20 protein-coding genes are annotated in these 23,215 nt (G+C 64.1%); 4 read left to right on the top strand and 16 right to left on the bottom strand.

Annotated features, from left to right (window positions below):
- Positions 1-357: 357 nt before the first annotated feature.
- From ACTNBU_RS06455 to ACTNBU_RS06515, 13 genes are all read right to left on the bottom strand, one after another.
- The gene (locus ACTNBU_RS06455; protein ID WP_441031983.1) at positions 358-1,059 is read right to left on the bottom strand and encodes an ABC transporter ATP-binding protein; all 702 of its coding nucleotides are present in this window, start codon (positions 1,057-1,059) and stop codon (positions 358-360) included.
- Positions 1,060-1,070: 11 nt separating this feature from the next.
- Entirely contained in the window at positions 1,071-1,904 is an 834-nt protein-coding gene (locus ACTNBU_RS06460) for an ABC transporter ATP-binding protein (RefSeq protein ID WP_441031909.1), read from the bottom strand.
- Position 1,905: 1 nt separating this feature from the next.
- Positions 1,906-2,973, bottom strand: coding sequence for a branched-chain amino acid ABC transporter permease (locus ACTNBU_RS06465; protein ID WP_441031911.1), 1,068 nt, complete (start codon positions 2,971-2,973; stop codon positions 1,906-1,908).
- Positions 2,974-2,983: 10 nt separating this feature from the next.
- Complete coding sequence (locus tag ACTNBU_RS06470) at positions 2,984-3,910, bottom strand: branched-chain amino acid ABC transporter permease (protein ID WP_441031913.1); 927 nt, start codon at positions 3,908-3,910, stop codon at positions 2,984-2,986.
- A gap of 195 nt (positions 3,911-4,105) precedes the next feature.
- Positions 4,106-5,317, bottom strand: coding sequence for an ABC transporter substrate-binding protein (locus ACTNBU_RS06475; protein ID WP_441031915.1), 1,212 nt, complete (start codon positions 5,315-5,317; stop codon positions 4,106-4,108).
- Positions 5,318-5,410: 93 nt separating this feature from the next.
- Positions 5,411-5,656, bottom strand: a complete 246-nt coding sequence (locus ACTNBU_RS06480) for a hypothetical protein (RefSeq protein ID WP_441031917.1) — start codon at positions 5,654-5,656, stop codon at positions 5,411-5,413.
- Between the two features lie 248 nt (positions 5,657-5,904).
- On the bottom strand, positions 5,905-6,840 hold the full coding sequence (locus ACTNBU_RS06485; RefSeq protein ID WP_441031919.1) for a M14 family metallopeptidase: 936 nt from the start codon (positions 6,838-6,840) through the stop codon (positions 5,905-5,907).
- A complete protein-coding gene (locus ACTNBU_RS06490; RefSeq protein ID WP_441031921.1) occupies positions 6,837-7,757 on the bottom strand; it encodes a M14 family metallopeptidase in 921 nt (306 codons plus the stop codon). Before ACTNBU_RS06490 ends, ACTNBU_RS06485 begins: the two co-directional genes overlap by 4 nt.
- A gap of 79 nt (positions 7,758-7,836) precedes the next feature.
- On the bottom strand, positions 7,837-8,610 hold the full coding sequence (locus ACTNBU_RS06495) for a transglutaminase family protein (protein WP_441031923.1): 774 nt from the start codon (positions 8,608-8,610) through the stop codon (positions 7,837-7,839).
- The gene (locus ACTNBU_RS06500) at positions 8,607-9,278 is read right to left on the bottom strand and encodes an alpha-E domain-containing protein (RefSeq protein ID WP_441031925.1); all 672 of its coding nucleotides are present in this window, start codon (positions 9,276-9,278) and stop codon (positions 8,607-8,609) included. Before ACTNBU_RS06500 ends, ACTNBU_RS06495 begins: the two co-directional genes overlap by 4 nt.
- A complete protein-coding gene (locus ACTNBU_RS06505; protein WP_441031926.1) occupies positions 9,260-10,573 on the bottom strand; it encodes a circularly permuted type 2 ATP-grasp protein in 1,314 nt (437 codons plus the stop codon). The genes ACTNBU_RS06500 and ACTNBU_RS06505 overlap by 19 nt, the downstream gene beginning before the upstream one ends.
- A 214-nt stretch (positions 10,574-10,787) precedes the next feature.
- Positions 10,788-11,507, bottom strand: coding sequence for a LytR/AlgR family response regulator transcription factor (locus tag ACTNBU_RS06510; RefSeq protein ID WP_441031928.1), 720 nt, complete (start codon positions 11,505-11,507; stop codon positions 10,788-10,790).
- Positions 11,508-11,510: 3 nt separating this feature from the next.
- A complete protein-coding gene (locus ACTNBU_RS06515) occupies positions 11,511-13,214 on the bottom strand; it encodes a LytS/YhcK type 5TM receptor domain-containing protein (RefSeq protein ID WP_441031930.1) in 1,704 nt (567 codons plus the stop codon).
- 273 nt (positions 13,215-13,487) lie between these two features.
- Here ACTNBU_RS06515 and ACTNBU_RS06520 point away from each other — a divergent pair, with 273 nt between their 5' ends.
- The 4 genes from ACTNBU_RS06520 to ACTNBU_RS06535 all read left to right on the top strand — a co-directional run bounded on the left by ACTNBU_RS06520 (position 13,488) and on the right by ACTNBU_RS06535 (position 19,113).
- Positions 13,488-14,546 carry a TAXI family TRAP transporter solute-binding subunit gene (locus ACTNBU_RS06520; protein ID WP_441031932.1) on the top strand — a complete coding sequence of 353 codons (1,059 nt, stop codon included), beginning with the start codon at positions 13,488-13,490 and terminating at the stop codon, positions 14,544-14,546.
- Between the two features lie 91 nt (positions 14,547-14,637).
- Positions 14,638-15,144: a DUF1850 domain-containing protein gene (locus tag ACTNBU_RS06525; RefSeq protein ID WP_441031934.1), complete on the top strand. Its 507-nt coding sequence runs from the start codon at positions 14,638-14,640 to the stop codon at positions 15,142-15,144.
- On the top strand, positions 15,137-17,140 hold the full coding sequence (locus ACTNBU_RS06530) for a TRAP transporter permease (protein WP_441031936.1): 2,004 nt from the start codon (positions 15,137-15,139) through the stop codon (positions 17,138-17,140). Before ACTNBU_RS06525 ends, ACTNBU_RS06530 begins: the two co-directional genes overlap by 8 nt.
- A 344-nt stretch (positions 17,141-17,484) precedes the next feature.
- Positions 17,485-19,113 (top strand): gamma-glutamyltransferase family protein, encoded by a 1,629-nt coding sequence (locus tag ACTNBU_RS06535; RefSeq protein WP_441031938.1) that lies wholly within the window; start codon positions 17,485-17,487, stop codon positions 19,111-19,113.
- A 242-nt stretch (positions 19,114-19,355) separates the two neighbouring features.
- On the opposite strand, the gene ACTNBU_RS06540 is transcribed toward ACTNBU_RS06535, so the two are convergent.
- The 3 genes from ACTNBU_RS06540 to ACTNBU_RS06550 all read right to left on the bottom strand — a co-directional run bounded on the left by ACTNBU_RS06540 (position 19,356) and on the right by ACTNBU_RS06550 (position 23,122).
- On the bottom strand, positions 19,356-20,282 hold the full coding sequence (locus ACTNBU_RS06540) for a transketolase family protein (protein WP_441031940.1): 927 nt from the start codon (positions 20,280-20,282) through the stop codon (positions 19,356-19,358).
- A 1,029-nt stretch (positions 20,283-21,311) separates the two neighbouring features.
- Positions 21,312-22,121, bottom strand: a complete 810-nt coding sequence (locus ACTNBU_RS06545) for a transketolase (protein WP_441031942.1) — start codon at positions 22,119-22,121, stop codon at positions 21,312-21,314.
- A 230-nt stretch (positions 22,122-22,351) separates the two neighbouring features.
- Positions 22,352-23,122 (bottom strand): ZIP family metal transporter, encoded by a 771-nt coding sequence (locus tag ACTNBU_RS06550; RefSeq protein ID WP_441031944.1) that lies wholly within the window; start codon positions 23,120-23,122, stop codon positions 22,352-22,354.
- Between the last annotated feature and the right edge of the window lie 93 nt (positions 23,123-23,215).

The raw sequence follows: 23,215 nt of genomic DNA on the forward strand, positions 1-23,215 counted from the left end.
GTACGAGGGGGCGGGAGCCCCTTCGTATTGAATCGAATGTCTGCAAAAAGCCTGCGTTAGCAGGCGTTTGCGCCGCACAGCGGCAGATTTTCGGGCCGCATTGCGGTCCGCAAAAAGGGTCTATTGTCAGGCTGTCGGAAAAGTCTATGGACTTTTTCGACAGCCTGGGGGGAAACCTTTGGTTTCCCCGGTTCTTTTGCCCGGAGGACAAAAGAATCTGCCGGAATCATTTTTGCCGCGGCGTGTAGGTGGCAAAAATACCCCGACCCGGGCGCCCCGGGGGCGCACACACCAGTGACCGACGTCACTGGTGAGGGGGAATCTAAAGGGGGGACGCAAGTCCCCTCTTTAAGGCGGTCATCCGCCCAAGTATGCCTTCTTGATCGCCGGAGACGCCAGCAACTCCGCACCGGTGCCGGAGGTGACGATCTTGCCGGTCTCCAGCACGTAGCCACGGTCCGCGATGGACAGCGCCGCCTGGGCGTTCTGTTCCACCAGCAGAATGGTGGAGCCGTTCTTGTGGAGGCTCTGGATGATGTCGAAGATCTGCTCCACCAGAATGGGCGCCAGACCCATGGAGGGTTCGTCCAGCATCAGCAGCTTGGGATGGGACATGAGCGCCCGGCCCATGGCCAGCATCTGCTGCTCGCCGCCGGAGAGGGTGCCCGCCGTCTGGCGGCAGCGCTCCTTCAGACGGGGGAACAAGTCGTAGACCATCTCCAGGTCCTTGGACACGCCGCTGCCCGGCTGGGTGTAGGCCCCCATCTCCAGATTCTCCTGCACCGTCATCTGGAGGAAGACCCGGCGGCCCTCCGGCACCTGGGCCAGCCCTTTTTCCACGATCTTGTGGGGCGGCACCTTGGCCAGATTCTCACCGGCGAAGGTGATGGAGCCGGTCTTGCTGCGGAGCAGGCCGGAGACGGTGTTCAGAGTGGTGGATTTGCCCGCGCCGTTGGCGCCGATGAGGGTGACGATCTCCCCCTCGTTCACCTCGAAGGAGACGCCCTTGATGGCGTGAATGCTGCCGTACCAGACGTTGATGTCGTCCACTTTCAGAATGGTGCCCATGCTCACGCCTCCTTTTGCTTGCCCAGGTATGCCTCGATGACCCGGGGATTGGCCTGGATCTCTTCAGGGGTGCCCTTGGCGATGATGTGGCCGAAGTTCAGCACGCAGATGCCCTCGCAGATGTTCATGACCAGATTCATGTCATGCTCGATGAGCAGAACGGCGATCTGGAAAGTGTCCCGGATCTTGCGGATGTTCTCCATCAGCTCCGCCGTCTCCGAGGGGTTCATGCCCGCCGCCGGTTCGTCCAGCAGCAGCAGGGACGGGTTGGTGGCCAGGGCCCGGACGATCTCCAGACGGCGCTGGGCGCCGTAGGGCAGGGCTCCCGCCTTGACGTTCGCGATGCCCTCCATGCCGAACAGGCTCAGCAGCTCCATGGCACGGTCGTGGGCAATCTTTTCCTCCTTCCAGTAGGAGGGGAGGCGGAAGATGCCGCTCCACATGCCGTACTTCATCTCGTTGTTCATGCCCGCCTTCACGTTGTCCTCCACGGTCAGGTTGTTGAACAGGCGGATGTTCTGGAAGGTCCGGGCGATGCCCGCACGGTTCACCTGCATGGTATTCATGCCGTGGGTGTCCTTGCCGTCCAGCAGGATGGTGCCGGCGGTGGGCTGGTACACCTTGGTCAGCAGGTTGAACACCGTGGTCTTGCCCGCGCCGTTGGGGCCGATGAGACCGGCGATCTCCGTCCGGCCGATGGTCAGGTTGAAGTTCTCCACGGCCTTCAGGCCGCCGAAGGTGATGCCCAGATTGATGCACTCCAGAATGGGCTGCTTGTCAATGTCCCGCTCCGTCAGCAGAGCACTGGAGGGGACGGGGATCAGTTTTCCGAACATATCAGGCCGCCTCCTTCTTCTGTCTGCCTGCGAACCGGGTCCACAGATTCCGCAGGCTGGGATTGTTGGTGGCCAGCATCACCAGGATCAGCACGATGGCGTACACCAGCATCCGGTAGTCGGAGAACTGGCGCAGGGCCTCCGGCAGGATGGTCAGGGCCGAGGCCGCCACGATGGAGCCCAGCATGTTGCCCAGGCCGCCCAGCACCACGAACACCAGCACCAGAATGGAGGTGTTGAAGTCGAACTTGTTGGCCACGATGGTGGAGTAGTTCATGGCGAACAGGCTTCCGGCGGCGCCCGCCAGGGCGGCGGATACCACGAAGGCCATCATCTTGTACTTGGTGATGTTCAGGCCCAGGCTCTCCGCCGCGATGCGGTTGTCCCGGATGGCCATGATGGCCCGGCCCGCCCGGCTGTTCACCAGATTGAACACCACGACCAGGGTCAGCAGGATCAGGAGGAAGCCGGCGGTGAAGGTGGAGATCTTCTGGATGCCGCCGATGCCCATGGGGCCGGAGATCAGCAGCTTGCCGCCCTCCGCCAGATCCGTCTTGTCACTGAGGAGGCTCATGTGGAGGCCGCTGGAGTCCACGCCCACGTAGAGGTTGTTGAAGATACTCTTGATGATCTCGCCGAAGGCCAGGGTCACGATGGCCAGATAGTCGCCGTTGAGCCGCAGCACCGGGATGCCGATGAGGAAGCCTGCCAGGGCGGCGAAGGCCGCGCCGATGACCATGGCCACCGCCAGCCGCAGGGGCGCGGAGGGGATGGCGTCCTGCAAGGCCATGGCCGCGGCGGTGCCGGTGAAGGCACCCATGGACATGAAGCCCGCATGGCCCAGGGACAGCTCGCCCAGGATGCCCACCGTCAGGTTCAGGGAGATGGCCATGACCACGTAGGCGCAGATGGGCACCAGCATGCCCTGGATGGTGAAGGACAGCACGCCGCCCTGCTTCAGGACGTCGCTGCCCAGGAACTGGAGGATCACATAGGCCAGGATCACCACGCCGTAGGTGGTGAAGTTCCGGCGGGAGGTCCGGTTCAGCCGTTTCATTTTCTCTGCCATGTTTCCCACCTCACACTTTCTCACGGACGGGCCTGCCCAGAAGGCCGGCGGGTTTCACCAGCAGCACGATGATCAGCACCGCGAACACCACCGCGTCGGACATCTGGGTGGAGATGTACGCCTTGGCAAAGATCTCGATGATGCCCAGCAGGATGCCGCCCAGGAAGGCTCCGGGGATGGAGCCGATGCCGCCGAACACGGCGGCGGTGAAGGCCTTGATGCCCGGCATGGAGCCGGTGGTGGGCACCAGGGTGGGATAGGCGGAGCACAGCAGCACACCGGCGATGGCGGCCAGGCCGGAGCCGATGGCGAAGGTCATGGAGATGGTGCCGTCCACGTTGATGCCCATGAGCTGGGCCGCGCCCTTGTCCTCGGAGCAGGCCCGCATGGCCTTTCCCATCTTGGTGCGGCCGGTGAACCAGGTCAGGACCACCATGATCACCACGCAGGCCACAATGGCGGAGATGGTGACGAAGGAGATCTTCAGCTCGCCGCCGAACAGCTCCACGCCGGTCTTGGCGGCGACTCCGGCGCCGGTCTTGGCGGCGTCTCCGGCGCCGGCGGTGAAGAAGTTGGGGAACACCTTGGGGTTGGAGGACCACAGCAGCAGCGCCGCGTTCTGGAGGAAGTAGCTGACGCCGATGGCGGTGATCAGCACCGCCAGGGAGGGGGCCTGCCGCAGGGGCTTGTAGGCCAGCCGCTCCACCACCATGCCCAGCACGGTGCAGACGGCCATGGCCAGCAGGACGCCCACCACCGGCGGCAGGTCGAAGCGGGAGACAGCGAAGAAGCAGATGTAGGCGCCAACCATGATGACGTCGCCGTGGGCGAAGTTCAGCATCTTGGCGATGCCGTACACCATGGTGTAGCCCAGGGCGATGATGGCGTAAATGCTGCCCAGACTGATCCCGCTGATGAGATAGTTGAGAAACGTCATTTGCACACACCTCTTTAAATGGTTTTGGAGACAAATGGTCTGTGGGAACAGGGTTCCGGAGACAGCCGGAGCATATCTGAAAAGACGCCGCGGACCCATCCGACGGGGACCTTTCAGATATGCTCTGGTCTTCCCGGGGGAGACGGGCCGCGGCGGCGGCCCGTTTCCCCGGTGGGTCACATGGAATGGATGGGATCAGTCCAGACCGACGTAGGCGCCGTCCTGGATGACCATGCCCTTGGGGCTCTTGGACACCGCGCCGTCGGCGGTCCAGGTGATGCCCGCGCCGTCGCCGGTGAGGCCTTCGAAGGTCATGGTGGTGAACTGCTCCACCATGGCGGCGCACAGCTCCTCGTTGCTCATGTCGGGGGTGCAGCCGGCGTTCTCCAGAGCCTGCTTGATGGCGTAGACGCAGTCATAGGCGTCGGCGGCGAACTGGTTGGGGGTCTCGCCGAACTGGTCCTGATACTTCTTGACGAAGTTCTGAGTCTTCTCATCAGAAGCGTCGGCGGAGAAGGGAGTCAGCAGGATGACGCCCTCGGCCAGGGAGGTGTCGAAGCCGTCCATGGTCAGGATGCCGTCCATGCCGTCCACGCCGAACCAGGTGGGGGCGTAGCCCATGGCCTTGGCCTGGGCGAAGATCAGGGAGGCAGGCTGATAGTACATGGGCAGGAACACCAGATCCGCGCCGGCGTCCTTGGCGTTGTTCAGCTGGACGGAGAAGTCGGTGTCGTTACCGTCGGCGAAGGTGGTGTCGGAGACGATGGCTAGGTTCCGGGCGGCGGCCTCCTCCACGAAGGTGTCGTGGATGCCCTTGGAGTACACGTCGTCGTTCTTCCAGATGATGGCGACCTTGGAGGCCAGGCCCTTGGTGGCGATGTACTCAGCGGACTTGGCGCCCTGGCCGGGGTCGGTGAAGCACATCTGGAACACGTTGTCCTTGCCCTCGGTGACGGCCACGGAGGAGGCGGAGGGCGTCAGGGCGAAGATGCGGTCCTCATTGTTCATGGTGGAGGTGGCCTCGCAGGGCTTGGAGGTCACGGAGCCCAGGGACAGCTGCATGCCCCAGCTCTTCAGGGCGTTGTAGGCGTTGACGGCCTTCTCGGCGTCGTGGGTGTCGTCCTCATAGCGCAGCTCGAACTGGATGGCGCCGCCCTCGGCGTTGATCTCATCCACGGCGATCTGGGCGCCGTTCTTGGCCGCATTGCCGTAGATGGCGGCGCCGCCGGTCAGGGGGCCGGTGCCGCCCAGCTTGAAGGCCGCGCCGGAGGCCGCGGCGGTGCTGCCGGAAGCGGAGGACGCGCCGGAGGCGGCGGGGGCGGAGCTGCCGCTGTCGCCGCAGCCGGCCAGCATGGAGACGGCCAGTGCGCAGGCCATCACGAGGCTTACGAGTTTCTTCTTGTTCATGACAAATACTTCCTTTCGATGTTTGGGTCGCTTGGAATTATACAAAAAAGCGGCTGTGCTTCAAGAGCACAGCCGCTTTGCTGTATCACAGTCTTACGCGGGCCGGTCGCTCTTGCGTCTATTCAGTTGGCAGGTAATCACCAGAACCGCCAGTACAGCCAGTACAGCCAGAATCAGGGATACGGACAGGCACAGGCAGACCAGAATGCCCAGAATAATCAAAATGGACGCCAGCAGAATGGCGTCCATGGTCAGAGCGATATTGGCGCAGGAGAAAGAAGCCTCTGCATGGGACGCAGAAGCGGACATCATATTCTGGGCATGGCAGGTATGGAACATGGTCCACGGCTCCTTTCTGAAAAACGATACAGGCCCGCTTCACAGCGGCTGTATGTTGACTATTGTAAAGACTCCGTCTGGAAAAGTCAACCCACGAGACGGTTTTTTTTGAATAAAAAGTCAGAAAAATACCGGGGATAATTGGGGAAAACTACAGAAAAGCCCATTGGTATCCTGGGAAAATGTGCACAGCGGGACCGCCCAACGCTGTCTGCTTTTCACGGCAGACAACGCCGGGCGGGGGCGAATCAGGTCTCCGGCAGGATGCGGAAGGCGACCTCGTGGCCGTCGATGAGCCGGGACTTCCGGGCGAAAAACACCCGGCCCACGCAGTCGGACCGCAGATGCTCCAGAATCTCCCCGGTGCAGGGGCCCAGAATGTCCGCCAGGATCTGGCCGGGCTTCACCAGATCCCCCGGCTCCCGGCTGCGCAGCAGCAGTCCGCCGGCGGAGGAGAGAATGTTGTGGAGGCCGGACTCCTGGAAGGTCTCCGGCGTGAAGCCGGAGGGGGGCACGTCCCGGCGGGACAGCTCCTTGGCCCGCAGGAACCGCAGCACCGCCTGCACCGCCTGCCGGGCGGCGCCGGGGTCGATGTCCTCCGTCTCCGTGGTGTAGAGGGAGAAGGCGGTGGTGTTCCACAGCTGCCAGTTATAATTTAAGGTAGTGGTGTCGTAGGGCTGGGGACGGCGAACCACCACGTAGGGCAGGCCGAAGGCCAGTCCCTCCTCCGCCCGCTCATAGCCCGTGTCCATGATGCGGACGTGGGGCAGATGGTCCCCGGGCAGGTAGAAGCTGGTGAGGTGGACGCCGTACTGGTAGTCCTGCAGGGCGGCGAAGATGCGTCCGGCGATGCGCTGGGTGGTCTCGCCTTCGTCGTAGCCCGGGAACATGCGGTTGATGTCCGTGTTGTCCGCGGCCCAGAACCGCCGTCCCACGTTCATGGAGAACTGATTGGCGCAGGGCACCACCAGAATGCCCGTCTCCGGGGCCAGCAGGCCCTCCCGCTCTAGCTCCGCCAAGGACTGAATCAGCAGGGAGCAGACGTACATCTGCTGGATCTCGTTGCCCCGAAGGGCGCCCATCACCGCCAGACTTTTTTTGTCCGGCGCGCCGAAGGCCCAGCCCCGGACAGGCAGGGGACGGCGGTAGGGGGTATCCACCGTGAAAAGCTCCAGTTCTCTCATAGCGCACCTCCCAGAATGCGGGCGATCAGGGAGCCCTCGTAGACCACCGGGTACTCCCGCAGGGTGAACAGCAGTCCGGTGGCGGGACTGCGCAGGGTCTCCCGGATCTCCCCCGTCAGCGGCTCCACGATGTCGCCGATGGGCTGGCCCTCCTCCACCCGGGCGTCGTGGGCCACGGCGGGGACGAAGATGCCGGCGCAGGCGGCGTTGACGAAGGAGACGCTTCCGTCGGTGCTGACCATGGGCGGCGCCACCGGCACCACCGGGGCGTCCCACATACCCAGATGGGCCATCAGGGAGAGGAGGCCGCTGACCAGACGGTCGCCGTAGGACCGGGTCAGCCGCATGCCCACCCCCATCTCCACCACCAGCGTGGGGGTGTCCAGGGCGTTGAGACTGTGGGCCAGGGTGGACTCCAGCACCGTGGCCGCCGCGTGGATCCAGATGAGGTCCATGCCCAGGCGCTTGGCCAGGGGCACCAGACGCTCCGCCGTGTTCTCGTTGATGCGCACCTGGGGGATCTCCCAGAGGAAGATGTTGCTGGCGTGGATGTCCACGCAGACGTCGGCCCCCTGCATGTCCCGGGTCAGCCGGACGGCCACGAACTCGGACATGGAGCCGCCCTCGCTGCCGGGGAAGGTGCGGTTCATGTCCAGATCGCACAGGGGGATGCCCCGGGTCATGGTGCTGATGCCCAGGGGGTTCAGGGCCGGATAGATGTCCACCGTGCCGTGGAGATGCTCCGGATGCTCCTTCAGCAGGCGGGCCAGCTTCCAGGCCACGTACTGGCCCTCCAGCTCGTCGCCGTGGGTGCCGGTGACGACGCACAGCCGCTTTTCGCCGCTGCCCATCCGGTTTTTCGGGATCACAAGGTCCTCCCCCACGGCGAGGGGGACCCGGACGACTTCCTGTATCATAGTGAAACGCCTTTCCTGCCGCGCCGGCGGGAAAGGCGTTGGTCTCCGCGCCGTTGCGGGCATTGTGTTTTTGTTTTCTTTACTGCTGCTGGACCCGCATGAACACCGTCTGGGTCTGGCCGGTGAGCCCCAGGAAGACGCCCCGCTCCATGGGGCAGTCCCCGAAGTCCCGGCCCACGCCGAAGCGGATGTAGCCCTCGTCGGTCCAGCGGCCCCGGGTGGGGTCGATGCCGGTCCAGACGCCGTCCAGCCACACCTCGCACCAGGCATGGCTGGCGCCTTCCCCCTCCGGCAGGCCGTTGACGTACCGGGCGGTGAGGCCCGCCCGACGGGCCAGGGCCAGATAGACGTGGGCGAAGTCCTGACACACGCCCTGTCCGGCGGCGAAAGCCTCCGCCGCCGTGGTGTGGACGCCGGTGACGCCCGGGAGATAGGTCATCCGCTCCCGCACCGCCTCCGCCAGCGCCCAGGCCCGGGCCCGGGGTTTCTCCGGCAATGCAAGGCCAGACAGATATCCGGCCATGGCCCCGTCCGTCCCGGTGAAGGGAGACGGATAGCGGAAGACGGGGTGGGGCGTCTCCGGCACACGGCGGCTGAGGTCCAGCCGGGCGGTGCCCCGGACGGTGTAGCGGAAGCGGTCGTGGGGGGCCTCTACCCGCCCCGCCTCCAGCAGATTGCCGAAGCCGTCGTGCTGGAGGGAGAAGGGCACCGGCGAGTCCAGGGCCAGCGAGGCGTCCAGGATCTCCTGGCCGGGGAAGGAGGGCGGCACGCACCGCAGCACAAAGGCGTGGCTGCGCACCGCGTCCCCGAAGGTCAGCAGAATGTCATAGTAGAATGAAAGCGTCCGGCTCATACGCAGAACAGGCCCTCCACGCTGGCCAGCAGCTGGGGGAGGGGCACGTCCGCGCCGTACACCGCCATCTGGGTGACGGTCTCCAGCGCCGTCTGGTCCACCGGCAGATCCGTCTTGTACAGCCGGTTCAGCAGCTTCCGCAGCTCCCGGCGGAGGGGGGCGTCCTCCGTGCCCAGGCGGAGCATCATGCTGATGCGCTCCACGCTGCCGCCGGATTTGGTGATGTTCCGGGCGGACTCCGCCTCCACGGAGTCGTCGAAGCTGCCCTGGAAGGCCATGATGTCGTCCATGACCCACTGTAATTCCACCTGGGGGCTGTCGCTTTTGGCGGCCAGCTCCATGGCGCTGTGGGCTATCTGCACGTAGGCCAGGGTGGGGGTGGAGATGGTCTCCCGCAGGACCATGCCGTTGCCCAGCATGTTCTCCACGCTGGAGATGACGGAGCTGGGGTCCTGGGGATCAAAGAGATACCGGCGGCAGAAGTCCTCCGCGCTGGTGTAGGGGCAGGGGACGCCCAGCCGGCGGCAGACGCCGGCATAGTCCGCCTCCCCGCCGTCGATGACCTGGTCGTACAGCTTGCTCATGAACTGAATGGTGGAATAGACCCGCTCCGTGTACCGGCCCAGCCAGAACAGGCGGTTCTGTTTGCTCAGCGTGACAGTACCCATGTGTCCTTGAAGCCTACTCCCTGAGAAGAATTGACGATAAAGCTGTCCGGGTTCCGGGAGAACCGGGTCAGGCCGCTGGGCCAGACCACCGTGTCCTCTGCCCCGGAGAGAACGAAGGCCCGCAGGTCCGCCTTGCGGTCCACCTGCTGTCCCTCATCCATGATGGGCAGGTCCTGGAAGTCGATGACCTCCTGGGCGATGAACCGCCGGGGCTCCGCCAGGATGGTGTCCCGGATGGACGCCAGCTGTTCCTTCGTCAGCTTGCTGCCGAAGACCACGCCGTAGCCGCCGGCCTCCGCCACGTCCTTGATGACCAGCCGGTCCAGATGGTCCAGCACGTACTTCCGGTCCTCGTCGTAGAAGGGCAGATAGGTGGGGGCGTTGTTCAGAATGGGCTCCTCCCCCAGATAGTACCGGATCATCTTGGGCACGAAGTAGTAGATGCCCTTGTCGTCCGCCGCGCCGTTGCCGAAGGCGTTCAGTACCGCCACGTTCCCCGCCCGGTAGGCGGACATGAGATTGGGGATGCCGATGAGGGACTCCGGCTCAAAGGCCAGGGGGTCCATGTACTCGTCGGACACCCGGCGGTACAGGGCACCCACCCGCTGGTCCCCCTGGGTGGAGCGGTAGTAGAGGACGCTGTCCCGGACGTACAGGTCCCCGGCCTCCGCCAGCACGGCCCCGGTCTTCTCCGCCAGATAGGAGTGCTCGAAGTAGGCGGCGTTGTACCGGCCCGGCGTGAACACCACGTTGATGCCGCCGGTGCTGACGCTGTCCATGGTTTTCCGCAGCAGATCGCCGTAGTTCCGGTTGTCCAGAATGTCGTTGCTGCGGAAGGTCTCCGGGCTGCACCGGCGGCACAGGTCCCGGGCGATGAGGGGATAGGACGCGCCGGAGGGGATGCGGAGATTGTCCTCCAGAATGTACCACACGCCGTCCTTGCCCTTCACTAGGTCGATGCCGGAGATGTGGCTGTACACCCCCTTCACCGGCCGGATGCTCTCGCACTGGGGCAGGTAGCCGGGGGAGCGGAACACGAAGTCCTCCGGCAGCGTGCCGTCGGCGATGATCTGCTTTTCGCCGTACACGTCCGCCAGAAACAGATTCAGCGCCCGCACCCGCTGGATCAGACCCTTTTCCAGCTCCGCCCACTCCTGGGCGGTGATGACGCGGGGGATCGCGTCGAAGGGGAACAGCCGCTCCTGGAACGTGCCGTTCTTGTAAATTCCGAATTTGACGCCGTAGCGGGCCAGCTGCTGGTTGATCTGCCGCTCATGCCGGATCAGCGCATCCATATCCATCACCTTCCTTAGTGAAAAAAGCAGGGCAGCGGCTGCCTTGTGGCGCCGCTGCCCTGCTTTCGTGTTGAGTGGATTATAGCGGAAACGGACCTGTCTGTCAAGGGCGGGGAGCTGTCGCTGTGAGACGGACAGCGGAAATTGATGGAAATTGCCGAAAATCCGGCTGGCCGGAGGGGCGCTCCTTATGGGCCATTCCGGCGGGGGACTGTCAGATATTCAGCCGGCGGCGCAGCTCCTTCACCCGGTCCCGGCCGATGGGCAGCACCGTGGAGGAGCCCCGGACCCGGAGGGCGAAGCTGCTGTTGTTCCAGGGGAAGATGTCCTGGATGTATTTCAGCTGCACCAGACAGGTCTTGTGGGTGCGGTAGAAGCCCTGGTCCGCCAGGCGGCTCTCGTAGTCCGACATGGGGGTGCTGTCGTTGTACGCCTCGCCGGTCAGGGTGTGGAGAACGCAGCCCCGGCCGGAGCCGTCGGTCTCGATGTAGGTCACGTCGCTGACGTCCAGCAGGGTGGTGTGGCGGTTGCTGCTGATGGCCAGCCGTCCCGTGCCGGGGGCCGGGGCCGGGGCGGACCGGGCGGGGACGCAGCGGTCCAGCACCTGCCGGATGCGCTGGGGATCGAAGGGTTTCAGGATGTAGTCGTCCACCTGTAATTCAAAGGCCCGGACGGCGTAGTCCGAGTAGGCGGTGGCGAAGACGATGCGGGCCTGGGGCATCAGCCGCCGGGCCAGGGCGGCCACAGTGGTGCCCTCCATGTCTCCCAGGTGGACGTCGATGAACAGGATGTCGAAGCTCTCCGACTCCAGCAGGCCCATGGCCTGGGCGCCGTTGCCCGCCTCCACGATCTCCGCCTGGGGCAGGAGCTGGCGGATCTGGTGGATCAGCTCCACTCGGGAGTATTTTTCATCATCAATGACGGCAATACGCAAGGATCACCCCTCCTTTGTGGAAATGCTGTCCGCCGCGGACGGCGGGATCAGGGGAATGGAAAAGGCCACGGTGGAGCCGTGCTCCGTGCTGTCGATGGTGAAGACGCACAGGGCACCGTAGATGCTGCGCAGGCGCTTGCGGACGTTGAACAGGCCCGTGTAAGTGGGATCGTCCGGGTCGTTCAGCTTTTCCAGCACCTCCGGCGGGAAGCCGTGGCCCTGGTCGGAGACCCGGATGTAGGCCCGCTCTCCGTCCTGGCGGATCTGGATGTGGACCCGGCGGTCGTCCACGGCGATGCCGCCGTGGCGCACGGCGTTCTCCACCACCGGCTGGAGGATCAGCGGCGGCAGGCGCAGGGCCGTCAGGTCCTCCGGCAGCTCCCAGGTGACGTGGATGGCGTCCTCGAACCGGGCCTCTGTCAGGATCAGGTAGTTTTTCACGTTGGCCAGCTCCTGCTCCAGCGTCACGAAGGACTCGTTGATGGACAGCGTCTGGCGGAAGTAGTTGGCCAGCACCAGAATGGTCTCCCTGGCCCGGTCCGGGTCCGTCAGGCACAGGGCGGAGATGGTGTTCAGGGCGTTGAACAGGAAGTGGGGGTTGATCTGGGACTGCAATGCCCGGAACTCCGCCTGCTGGCGCAGGTCGATCTGGTGCTGCAGCTCCCCCAGCTCCAGCATGGAGGAGAAGAACTGGGCCAGACTGTCGGCGGTGCGGGCGTCGGCCTCCAGGATCAGGTTGGGGCCCAGGGGCACCACCAGCATCAGCGTGCCCACCACGCGGCTGTCCCAGATCAAGGGGGCGGCGATGGCGGCGCTGTCCCGGGGGACGGCGATGCCGTTCTCGCCGGGATAGTCCTGCACGTCGATGAGCTCTCCCTGCTCCAGGGCCTGCCGGGCGGGGGCGGGCAGGGGGTGGTCCGTCAGGTCAATGCCGGCGGCGGCCAGCACCTGCTCCCGGTCCGTCAGGATGACCTGGAATTCCGGCAGATTCTCCCGGACGATGTCCACCGCCTGCTGGAGGCCACGGCGGTGGGCCATGCCCTCCCGCAGGTAGGGTAGACACTTCTGGGCGATGAACAGCGCCATGGACTGCTGCTCCGCCAGCTGAATGGTCAGGTCCCGGTTCAGTCGGTCCAGCATATAGATGAACAGCACCAGGCCCAGGGAGTTGACGGCCATTTTGGGCAGGAGGATGGCCTTCTCCAGCTCCGCCACCGCCTGAATGGGCCGGGACAACAGAAACAGAAAGCCGCACTGGAGAAGCTCCGAGAAGATCACCAGTCCCACCAGGGACAGATACCGCCGCTTCTGCCGGGGAAACCAGCGGTAGCAGGCAGCACCGATGATGCCGAAGAAGAAGGTGCCCACGCCGCAGGCCAGAGAGGTGAAGCCGGCGGGGGCATAGAGAAAGCGGTGGAGGCCGCCCATAGCGCCGGCGCAGAGGCCGGACAGGGGACCGCCCACCAGTCCGGCGGCCACCGTGCTGACCACCCGGGTGTTCACCACCGCGCCCTGAAAATTCAGTCCCGTGTAGGTGCCGCTGATGGACAGCAGGCCGAAGATGATGCCCAAGCACAGCTGATTGGAGACGGAGCGGACCTGACGCTTCAGAATGGCCCGCAGGGGCCGCACCTCCGTCAGCACCATAGCCACCAGAAGCAGCAGACTGATATTCAGCAGCAGATGGATCAGCAGATTGTTTTCCACGGGCTCCCTCCGTTTCCAGCAATTTATTTCCAGCTTTTCTGACAACGTAGACAGTGTATCACCATCCGGATTTGAATGCAAGACGGCGTTTCCGTTCACGCATAAAATTCGACTGTTCTCCCGCCGCAGACGACTGTAGGCCCCAATTTGATTGACAATGTCTGAATTTTAACATATTATTCACAAACAAAGGGGAAATCTGTATGGATTCACCAACAGGACCCGCGTCCGGCGGCTCCGCCGTCGGGAAAATCACGAAAAGGAGAGATTCGAATGATGAAGAAGATCCTCGCTCTGACTCTGGCTTTGGGCATGACGCTGTCCCTGGCCGCCTGCGGCTCCGGCAGCTCCGGTTCCAGCGCCGCCGCCTCCAAACCCGCCGCCTCCGCCGCCTCCAGCGCCGCCGCCTCCGCCCAGACGGAGAGCAAGGGCCTGACGGAAGCCGAGCGCGCCAAGGAGTTCATCACTGTCGGCACCGGCCCGACCTCCGGCATCTACTTCCCCATCGGCGGCGCCTTCGCCACCGCTCTGAAGGAGTGGGGCTACCAGACCTCCGCCGAGGCCACCAACGCCACCGGACAGAACATCCAGAATATCCTCAACGGCGACGCTGAGATCGCCATCGCCATGCAGGACGCCGTCATGCAGGCCTACACCGGCACCGGCGCCTACGAGGGCAAGGATCCCGCCACCGACCTGTGCGCCCTGATGCGCCTGTGGCCCAACTACGTGCAGCTGGTCACCACCGCCGACACCGGCATCAAGTCCGTCTCCGACCTGAAGGGCAAGCGCGTGGGCGTCGGCGCCGCCAACTCCGGCGTGGAGATCAACGCCCGTATGATCCTCAACGCCTTCGGCCTGAGCTATGACGACATTACTCCCGACTACCTGGCTTACGGCGAGGCCATCGACAACATGAAGAACGGCCAGTGCGACGCCGTGTTCGTCACCTCCGGCCTGCCCAACGCCACCGTCATGGATCTGGGCGTCCAGTACGACATGGTCATCGTCCCCATCGACGGTGATGGCCGCGACAAGCTGGTCAGCGAGTATCCCTACTACGCCAAGTCCGTCATCCCCGCGGGCACCTACAACAACACCGAGGACGTCGAGGGCGTTTTCGTGTACAATATCATGCTGGTCAATAAGGACCTGAGCGACGCCATGGTCTATGACATGCTGGAGGGCATCTTCGCCAACATCAGCACCATCAAGGCCTCCCACAACGCCGCTGACAAGAACATCGACATCACCTTCGGCGTGGACGATATCCAGCTGCCCCTGCATCCCGGCGCCGAGGCGTTCTGGAAGGACAACGGCTACATCAAGTAAGCACATCCCGGCATTTCTGAGATCCCGATGGAGCGGTGCGGGCGGACAGTCCGCACGCACCGCTCGGCTCTTTTCGTTCGGAGACTGCGCAATGAAAACAGAGGCTAAACGCCACGCCCTTCAGGCGCTGGTTTTTCTGGCGGCAGCAGCCGCCTTTTTCTGGTGGGCCTTCCTGGTCCCCCACGGGACCGTGTTCCAGCTCTACGACCGGGACCGGCATCAGGTGGTCTTCTCCACGGACATCCGCGCAGGAGATCAGCTGAAGCTGGAGATCGAGCACTCCTTCGAGCATATCCCGTGGTACGAGTTCTACACGGTCACAGACGACTTGCAGTTCAATCTGGACGCCATTGCCGTGGCGGGCTATGGCGCAGGCATTCCCGCTGAGATGGACGTCCCCACCCGTGTGGAGGGCGGCCTGGTGTGGATGGAGGACATCAACAGTCTCTTTCCCCAGTTCAGCTGGATCACATCCGCCAAATATATGAAGGGCCTCTCCCTCAACGGGGTGGAGGTATTCGATTTCCGGTCCCTGCCCGACGCCAGCAGGATCCGGGGAGAAATTATCACGAGAAGGGGGTACCTCTCCAGTGTCTGATCTGAATAAGACAACCGCTCCCGCCCAGGAGAACACGGCGCCTGTGGACGCCGCCAAAGGCGCGGAGATCATTGAGAAATATGAAAAAGAATCCCGTACCCGCAAATTCGAGAGTGATTGGATGAAGAAGCTGGTCTACGCCCTGTGCCTGGCCTTCACCATCTATCACCTGGCCTACGCCTCCGGCCTGCGGGCGCTGCAGATGGTCAACATCAAGCACCACGCCATCCACGTGGGCCTGATCCTGGTGCTGGGATTCCTGCTGTATCCCGCGTTCAAGAAGACCAGCCGGAAAAAGATGGTCTGGTACGACTGGGTCCTGGTGGCGCTGTCCGCCATCATGCCCGTGTACGTGTTCCTGCGGTATCCCACCTTCATCTCCACCGGCTTCCAGGGTGAGACCATCGACATCATCATGGGCACCATCCTGATCCTGCTGGTGCTGGAGTGTTCCCGCCGGATCAGCGGCCCGGCCCTGACCATCCTGTCCATCATCTTCCTGCTGTACGGCGTGTTCGGCCGGTGCTTCCCCGGCGTGTTCATGCACCGGGGCTACACCTGGCACCGCATCGTCACCTATCTGACCACCGATATCTACGGCATCTACGGCACCTCCGTCAAGGTGGCCGCCACCTACATCGTGCTGTTCATCATCTTCGGCGAGGTCATGAACAAGTGCGGCATGGGCCAGTTCTTCAACGACATCGCCAACGCCCTGGCCGGCCACACCAAGGGCGGCCCCGCCAAGGTGGCCGTTCTGGCCTCCGGCTTCCTGGGCTCCATCAACGGCTCCGCCGTGGCCAACGTGGTCACCACCGGCACCTTCACCATTCCCCTGATGAAGAAGACCGGCTACACCAAGGAGTTCGCCGGCGCCGTGGAGGCCACCGCCTCCGTGGGCGGCCAGCTGCTGCCCCCCATCATGGGCGCCGCCGCCTTCGTCATGGCGGAGACCCTGGGCGTTCAGTACGGCGTCATTATCAAGGCCGCCGTCATCCCCGCCCTGATCTACTATCTGGGCATCATCATCCAGGTCCAGATGCGGGCCACCAAGGACGGCCTCAACGGCCTGCCCAAGGACCAGATGCCCAAGGCCGGCCAGGTCATGCGTGACCGGGGCCATCTGCTGATCCCCATTGTGTTCCTGCTGTACATGCTGATCTGGAGCGGCAAGACCGTCATCTTCAGCGCCTTCTGGACCATCGTGGTCACCATCGTGGTGGCGGAGCTGCGGCCCATCAGCCGCATGAGCGTCAAGGACATCCTGGACGCCTTCGTGGCCGGTGCCAAGTCCACCGTCTCCGTGGCCATCGCCTGCGCCTGCGTGGGCATCATCGTGGGCATCTGCGGCCTCACCGGCTTCGCCCTGAACGTGGCCCACACCATCATCAGCATCGGCCAGCAGAGCCTGATGCTGACCCTGCTGTTCACCATGGTCACCTGCATGATCCTGGGCATGGGCCTGCCCTCCATCCCCTCCTACCTGATCACCGCCACCATCGCGGCTCCCGCCCTGGTGGAGCTGGGCCAGCCCGAGATCGCGGCCCACATGTTCTGCTTCTACTTCGCCATGTTCGCCAACCTGACGCCGCCCGTGGCCCTGGCCTCCTTCGCGGCGGCGGGCCTCTCCGGCGGCAGTCCCATGAAGACGGGCTGGCAGTCGGTGAAGCTGGCATTGGCGGGCTTCATCGTGCCCTTCATGTTCGTGTACAATCCCCAGCTGCTGCTGGAGAACGTCACCATCCTCAGCGGCATCCAGGTGGTCCTCACCTCCTGCGTGGGCGTGGTGCTCATCGCCGCCGCCGTGGAGGGCTACCTGTTCGGCCGGATGAACTGGGTGCTGCGGATCATCTCCATGGCCGGCGCCCTGCTGCTCATCGACAGCCGCCTTATGACCGATCTCATCGGCATCGCCATTCTGGCGGTGATCCTGGTCCTGCAGAAGGCCACCGCCAAGAACAAGAAGACCCCCGCCGCGCCCGCGGCAACAGCCTGACCCCGTTCGGTGAACATGACGGCCCCCGGCACGGACATCCGCGCCGGGGGCCTCAGCTTGTCGAAAAAGTCTTTTCGACAAGCTGAGGCAAGTTTTTTGACCTTTAGAAAGTTCAAAAAACTTATGATTTCAAACGAAAGACACCCTTCCTGGGTTTCTTTCGCAACTATCTTCCTTCCCGTCGCACAGGATATACGGGTTTCTAGACAGCCTGAGGCCCCCGCCACGCCGCGGCGGGGGCCGGCGCCGTCAGGACTGGAAAAACGGCGGAAAATGTGGTATCATCCACAGCGGAAGGGCCGCTTTCCGGCCCGGCAGAGAACCATCGAAAAGGAGTGTTCCCCATGCCTCAGTTCGATCCCATGAAATACGCCTATTCCTCCCGGCGGAACGTGGTCTACGCCCGCCATGCCATGGCCTGCACCTCCGTGCCCCTGGGGGCCCAGATCGGTCTGGATATCATGAAGCGGGGCGGCAACGCCATGGACGCCGCCGTGGCCATGGCCGCCGCCATGCCTCTGCTGGAGCCCACCGGCAACGGCCTCGGCTCCGACTGCTTCGCCCTGATCTGGGTGGAGAAGGAGAAGAAGCTCTACGGCCTCAACGCCAGCGGCGTGGCCCCCATGGCTCTGTCCGCTGAGACCGTCCGGAACCTGGGCCATGACGCGATGCCCAAGGAGGGCTGGCTGCCCACCATGGTCCCCGGCGCCCCCGCCGGCTGGGCGGCGCTGAACCGCCGCTTCGGAACCAGGCCCCTGACAGAGCTGTTCGCCCCGGCCATCGCCTACGCCCGGGAGGGCTGTCCCGTGCCGGTGAACGTGGCCATCCAGTGGGAGAGGGACTCCCGCCGCGTGGCCGCCGCCCGGGCGAAAAACCCCGCGCCCCACGACTACTGGTGGAAGTCCTTCATGAAGCCCGACGGCACCCCCTACCGGGCGGGGGACATCTTCCGGTGGGAAGAGTACGCCCAAACCATGGAGGAGCTGGCGGCCACGGACTGCGAGAGCTATTACCGGGGCGGCCTGATGGAGAAGATCGTCTCCTTCAGCCGGGAGACCGGCGGGTACTTCTCCGAGGACGATTTCCGGAACTATCAGCCTGCCTGGGTGGAGCCCATCACCACGGACTACAAGGGCTACACCGTCTGCGAGATCCCGCCCAACGGCCACGGCATCACCGTGCTGATGGCCCTGAATATCCTAAAGGGCCTGGACCTGCCGGCGGAGCGGGACTGCGCGGAGGTCTATCACAAGATCCTGGAGTCCATCAAGCTGGCCTTTGCCGACACCAAGACCTACGTGGCGGACCCCCGGTACATGCGGACGAAAGTGGAGGACCTGCTCAGCGAGGAGTACGCTGCCCGGCGGCGGGCGCTGATCTCGGACAGGGCCCTGACGCCGGAGGCGGGAGATCCCTCCTGCGGCGGCACCATCTATCTCTGCACCGCCGACCCGGAGGGGAACATGGTGTCCTTCATCCAGAGCAACTACACCACCTTCGGCGCAGGGGTGGCCATCCCCGGCACCGGCATCTCCCTTCAGAACCGGGGCGCCAACTTCTCCCTGGACCCCGCCAGCGACAACTGTCTGGCGGGAGGGAAGAAGTCCTACCACACCATCATCCCCGGCTTTTTGCTGAAGGACGGCGAGGCCGTGGGGCCCTTCGGCGTCATGGGCGCTTTCATGCAGCCCCAGGGCCACGTCCAGGTGCTGGTGAACACCATCGACTACCACATGAACCCCCAGGAGGCCCTGGACGCCCCCCGGGTCCAGTGGACAGGCGGCAAGCACATCCAGCTGGAGCGGGAGATCCCCGCCCACGCCGGACAGGCCCTGGCGGCCATGGGCCACGAGGTGGAGGTGCTGAACTCCAACCTCAGCATGGGCCGGGGCCAGATCATCTGGCGGACGGAAAACGGCCTGCTGGTGGGCGGCACCGAGCCCCGCTGCGACGGCATGGCGGCGGCGTGGTGACGCCGGATACCGAAAAAACTCCCCCGGACGCTTCGCGGCGTCCGGGGGAGTGCGTTTTATGGGGAAAATCAGGATTATACGAATTCTTAATAAAACGGTTTATCCGTTTTATCGGGGCCACAGAATGTGGCCCGGCGGCGTAGCCGCAAGAATGTTGTCAATACTTTTCTTGGCGCTATGGGCGCAGCGGCGTGTAACGCCGCAATAAAAAGGTTTTTCAAACCTTTTTATCAAGAACAGTATTACAGCTTGGCCTTGATGTTGGCGGCGATCTGGGGGGCGGTGAGGCCGTACTCCTTCAGAACGTCGGCGGCCTTGCCGGACTGGCCGAACTGGTCGGGCACGCCGATCTTGTGGAAGCCGCAGTTCACAACGCCCATGAGGACGTCCGCCACGGCGTCGCCCAGGCCGCCGATGGTGCTGTGCTCCTCCACGGTGAAGACCTTGCTGCACCGCTGGGCATAGTGGATGACGCACTCCCGGTCGATGGGCTTGATGGTGTGGATGTTGATGACGGCGGCGTCGATACCGTCGGCGGCCAGCAGCTTGGCGGCCTCCAGGGACTCGTTGACCATCAGGCCGCAGGCGAAGATGGCCACGTCGGTGCCGTCCCGCAGGACGTTGGCCTTGCCGATCTCGAAGGGCTGGTCCTCCTCAAAGACGGGGGTGGCCAGACGGGCCAGACGCAGATAGGCGGGGCCCTGGAAATCCGCCAGGGCGAACACGGCCTTCCGGGTCTCGTTGGCGTCGGCGGGGACGATGACGGTCATGCCGGGGATGACCCGCATGAGGGCGATGTCCTCGATGGCCTGATGGCTGCCGCCGTCCTCGCCCACGGACACGCCGGCGTGGGACATGCACAGCTTCACGTTGAACTTGGGATAGGCGATGGAGTTGCGCACCTGCTCATAGGCGCGGCCCGCGCCGAACATGGCGAAGGTGGAGCAGAAGGGGATCAGGCCCATGGTGGACAGGCCCGCGGCGGTATCCACCATGTTGGCCTCGGCGATGCCCATGTCGTAGAAGCGGTCGGGATAGGCCGCCTTGAAGTATTTGGTCATGGTGGCGCCCGCCAGGTCGGCGTCCAGCACCACTACCTTGTCGTTCTTTTCACCCAGCTCTACCAGCGCTTTGCCGTAGGCTTCACGGGTCGCAATTTTATCTGCCATAATATCGTCCTTTCAGCGGAGCCCGCGGCTCCGCGAGATGTTTATTGTTTCCCGGGCGCGGGGGTGGTGCCGGGGTGCGCCCGGCGGGTTCAGAACCTTTTCCCGTTGGCACGGGGTGCCGGGGAAGCCCGGCAGCTTCAAAACCCCCATCCGTCGTCGGGGCAAACTGCGCTATATTCGGGACGCCCCGCGGGAGAGGGCATCCCTCATACCGCTCCGTTGCCCCCTTGCACACCGCCGCGGCATTGCGATTCCCGGCCCCTTCGGGTCCGCCAATCGCGCCGCTTCCTCGAAACCGGCTCGCTTTTTCCGCCGCTGGCGGCGCTTCGCCGCTTTCCTCTTCCCCACAAAACCCGCTTCGCTGGGCTTTTGTGGGGTGCCCCATTTGGTTTCGCCGAAAAGAGAAAGCGCCTTTTGATGGTGTCAAGAGAAAAGACGCTGGCGGCGGCATTTCAAACTCTGTTTGAAATGCCTTTTCCCGCCTTTTACGGGGGTTGTTTGGGTGCTGATTCGAGGGCTTGGACCACTCAACCACGCATGGCGGTTTCGGAAGTTGGGGGCGCTCCCGGATGCCCCCTGCTTCTGTTTTGCTGACGCAGTTTGGTGGCTGCGGAAGACCGGAAATGTGGGCGCCAGGCCCTCTCAAACTGCCAGGGTGCGGCAGCGAAAAGAGAAGGGCGGAGCATCCGGGCGGGACCCGCCGCCAGGCCCTCTCAAACTGCCAGGGTGCGGCAGCAAAAAGAGGAGGGCAGAGCATCCGGGCGGGACCCGGACTATCGTTTCGGTCAAGAGAAAGTACAGGAGGCAAAGCTCCCGACGACAGCCGGGCCAAAACCCCCGTAACAGGCGCTGCGAGCGTTCTGGGCGAAGCCCGGAATGCCGCCGCCAAGCCTTTTTCTCTTGACACCATCAAAAAGCGCTTTCTCTTTTTCCACGGAAAAAGAGAAAGGGGGTTTTGCCCCGCGGCGGAGCCGCAAAGCCGCCGGGCTTCCCCGGCACCCCCGTCCTTACGGGAAAAGAACCCAAATTTTACGCCAGTTCCTTCAGCGCCTGCTCCCGCTGCTCGGCATTGGGGGCCTTGCCGTGCCAGCCCACCTGGTTCTCCATGAAGGAGACGCCCTTGCCCTTGACGGTGTGGGAGATGATGCATTTGGGCTTACCGGCGGGGGTCTCGGCGTTCAGAGCGGCCAGGACCTGCTCCAGGTCGTTGCCGTCCGCCACCTCGATGGTCTCCAGACCGAAGGCCCGGGTCTTGGCGGCCAGATCGCCCAGAGACATGACCTCGTCGTTGGAGCCGTCGATCTGCAGGCCGTTGTTGTCGATGACCACCGTCAGGTTGTCCAGCTTGTAGTGGGCGGCGGACATCAGCGCCTCCCAGATCTGACCCTCCTGGCACTCGCCGTCGCCGCACATGACGAACACCTTCGTGTCCTTCTTCAGCTGCTTGGCACCCAGCGCCATGCCCACGGCGATGGAGACGCCCTGACCCAGAGAACCGGTGGAGGCGTCCACGCCGGGCACCTTCTTGGCGTCGGGGTGGCCCTGCAGGATGCTGTGGAGCTGACGGAAGTTCTGGAACTCATCCTTGGAGAAGAAGCCCTTTTCCGCCAGGACCGCGTAGTAGCAGGGGGCGGCGTGGCCCTTGGACAGGACAAAGCGGTCCCGGTCCTCCCACTTGGGGTTCTTGGGGTCCACCCGCATCTGGGTGTAAAAGATACCGGTCATCATCTCCACGGCGGACAGGGAACCGCCGGGATGGCCGCTGCCTGCGTTGGCCGTCATGTTGATGATATCACGGCGGACTTCTTTGCAGACGCCGGCAAGCTCTTGTATCGTCATATCGTTTCCTCCATATCGTTCAGTTTCAGGTGAAAGCATGGCTCCTGTTGGGGAAGGTCTGCTATTCTTTACAAAAGGTATCATAGCCGCCGTTTACTGTCAAGAAACCGATTGTACGAAAAATCAGAAAAAGAGTTCTCTATGAGGAAACGGAAAAACACCCCCCGGACGGCGGTCGCCCGGGGGGTAAAAAGACGCCCTCCCCGGACTGTCCGGAGAGGGCGGGAACGTCACCAGTAGACGATGAGGAGGCCCGTCAGAATGCCCGCGATGGCCGCCAGGGCGGGCAGTCTGGAGCGCCACATCCGGGCGGCCTCCGGCAGCAGCTCCCCGAACACCACGTACAGCATGGCGCCGGAGGCGAAGCTGAGACTCAGGGACAATGACAGCGGCCCCATGACCCCCAGACAGTAGCCCAGCAGGCCGCCCAGGGCGGTGGGGACACCGGTGGAGAGAGTGACGAGGACGGCCCTTCCCCGGCTCATGCCGCCGGAGATCAGGGGAACCGCCACGGCCATGCCCTCCGGGATGTCGTGAAGGCCGATGACGGCGGCCATCACCAGACCGCTGCGGTCCAGGACGCCGGTTCCGGCGGACCGGGCGAAGGAGGCCCCGATGACCATGCCCTCCGGCACATTGTGGAGGGCGATGGCGGCGGCCATCACCAGCCCCGCCACAAACAGACTGCTGCGGCGGGCGCGGCCCGGACCGCGGACGCCGCCCCGGTCGATGAGGGCGTTCAGCACGGCGATGACGCCGTAGCCCAACAGGACCCCGGCGGCCACCAGCAGGGGAGAGATCCGGACCGCGGCGTTTTCCGGGCGGACGGCGTCGCTGAGCAGGTCGAAGCACACCACGCCGGTCATGACCCCCGCGGCGAAGCTCAGCAGAAGGCTGACGGTCTTGCCCGAGTCCCGGCGGAACAGGCAGGACAGGGCGCCCCCCATTCCCGTGCCGCCCACCCCGGCCAGGGCGGTGATGAATACGGCTCTCCAGAGCAAAGGCGTCCACCGTCCTCTCCCGGCCCGCCGGAAAGCCACGGGCGCGCCATACTGGGAAAGTGTATGCGGCGGCGTCCTGAAAAAGCACATGTG

Origin of the sequence: Dysosmobacter sp. HCP28S3_G4 (genome assembly GCF_052065175.1) — a bacterium.
In the GTDB taxonomy this organism is placed as follows: Bacteria; Bacillota; Clostridia; order Oscillospirales; family Oscillospiraceae; genus Oscillibacter.

Excerpts from the sequence above, each read along its gene's own strand:
- ACTNBU_RS06475 (WP_441031915.1), bottom strand. The coding sequence starts at position 5,317 with ATGAACAAGAAGAAACTCGTAAGCCTCGTGATGGCCTGCGCACTGGCC.
- ACTNBU_RS06495 (WP_441031923.1), bottom strand. The coding sequence starts at position 8,610 with ATGAGCCGGACGCTTTCATTCTACTATGACATTCTGCTGACCTTCGGG.
- ACTNBU_RS06470 (WP_441031913.1), bottom strand. The coding sequence starts at position 3,910 with ATGACGTTTCTCAACTATCTCATCAGCGGGATCAGTCTGGGCAGCATT.
- ACTNBU_RS06525 (WP_441031934.1), top strand. The coding sequence starts at position 14,638 with ATGAAAACAGAGGCTAAACGCCACGCCCTTCAGGCGCTGGTTTTTCTG.
- ACTNBU_RS06485 (WP_441031919.1), bottom strand. The coding sequence starts at position 6,840 with ATGAGAGAACTGGAGCTTTTCACGGTGGATACCCCCTACCGCCGTCCC.
- ACTNBU_RS06540 (WP_441031940.1), bottom strand. The coding sequence starts at position 20,282 with ATGGCAGATAAAATTGCGACCCGTGAAGCCTACGGCAAAGCGCTGGTA.
- ACTNBU_RS06545 (WP_441031942.1), bottom strand. The coding sequence starts at position 22,121 with ATGACGATACAAGAGCTTGCCGGCGTCTGCAAAGAAGTCCGCCGTGAT.
- ACTNBU_RS06535 (WP_441031938.1), top strand. The coding sequence starts at position 17,485 with ATGCCTCAGTTCGATCCCATGAAATACGCCTATTCCTCCCGGCGGAAC.
- ACTNBU_RS06465 (WP_441031911.1), bottom strand. The coding sequence starts at position 2,973 with ATGGCAGAGAAAATGAAACGGCTGAACCGGACCTCCCGCCGGAACTTC.
- ACTNBU_RS06460 (WP_441031909.1), bottom strand. The coding sequence starts at position 1,904 with ATGTTCGGAAAACTGATCCCCGTCCCCTCCAGTGCTCTGCTGACGGAG.
- ACTNBU_RS06500 (WP_441031925.1), bottom strand. The coding sequence starts at position 9,278 with ATGGGTACTGTCACGCTGAGCAAACAGAACCGCCTGTTCTGGCTGGGC.
- ACTNBU_RS06480 (WP_441031917.1), bottom strand. The coding sequence starts at position 5,656 with ATGTTCCATACCTGCCATGCCCAGAATATGATGTCCGCTTCTGCGTCC.
- ACTNBU_RS06505 (WP_441031926.1), bottom strand. The coding sequence starts at position 10,573 with ATGGATGCGCTGATCCGGCATGAGCGGCAGATCAACCAGCAGCTGGCC.
- ACTNBU_RS06520 (WP_441031932.1), top strand. The coding sequence starts at position 13,488 with ATGATGAAGAAGATCCTCGCTCTGACTCTGGCTTTGGGCATGACGCTG.
- ACTNBU_RS06490 (WP_441031921.1), bottom strand. The coding sequence starts at position 7,757 with ATGATACAGGAAGTCGTCCGGGTCCCCCTCGCCGTGGGGGAGGACCTT.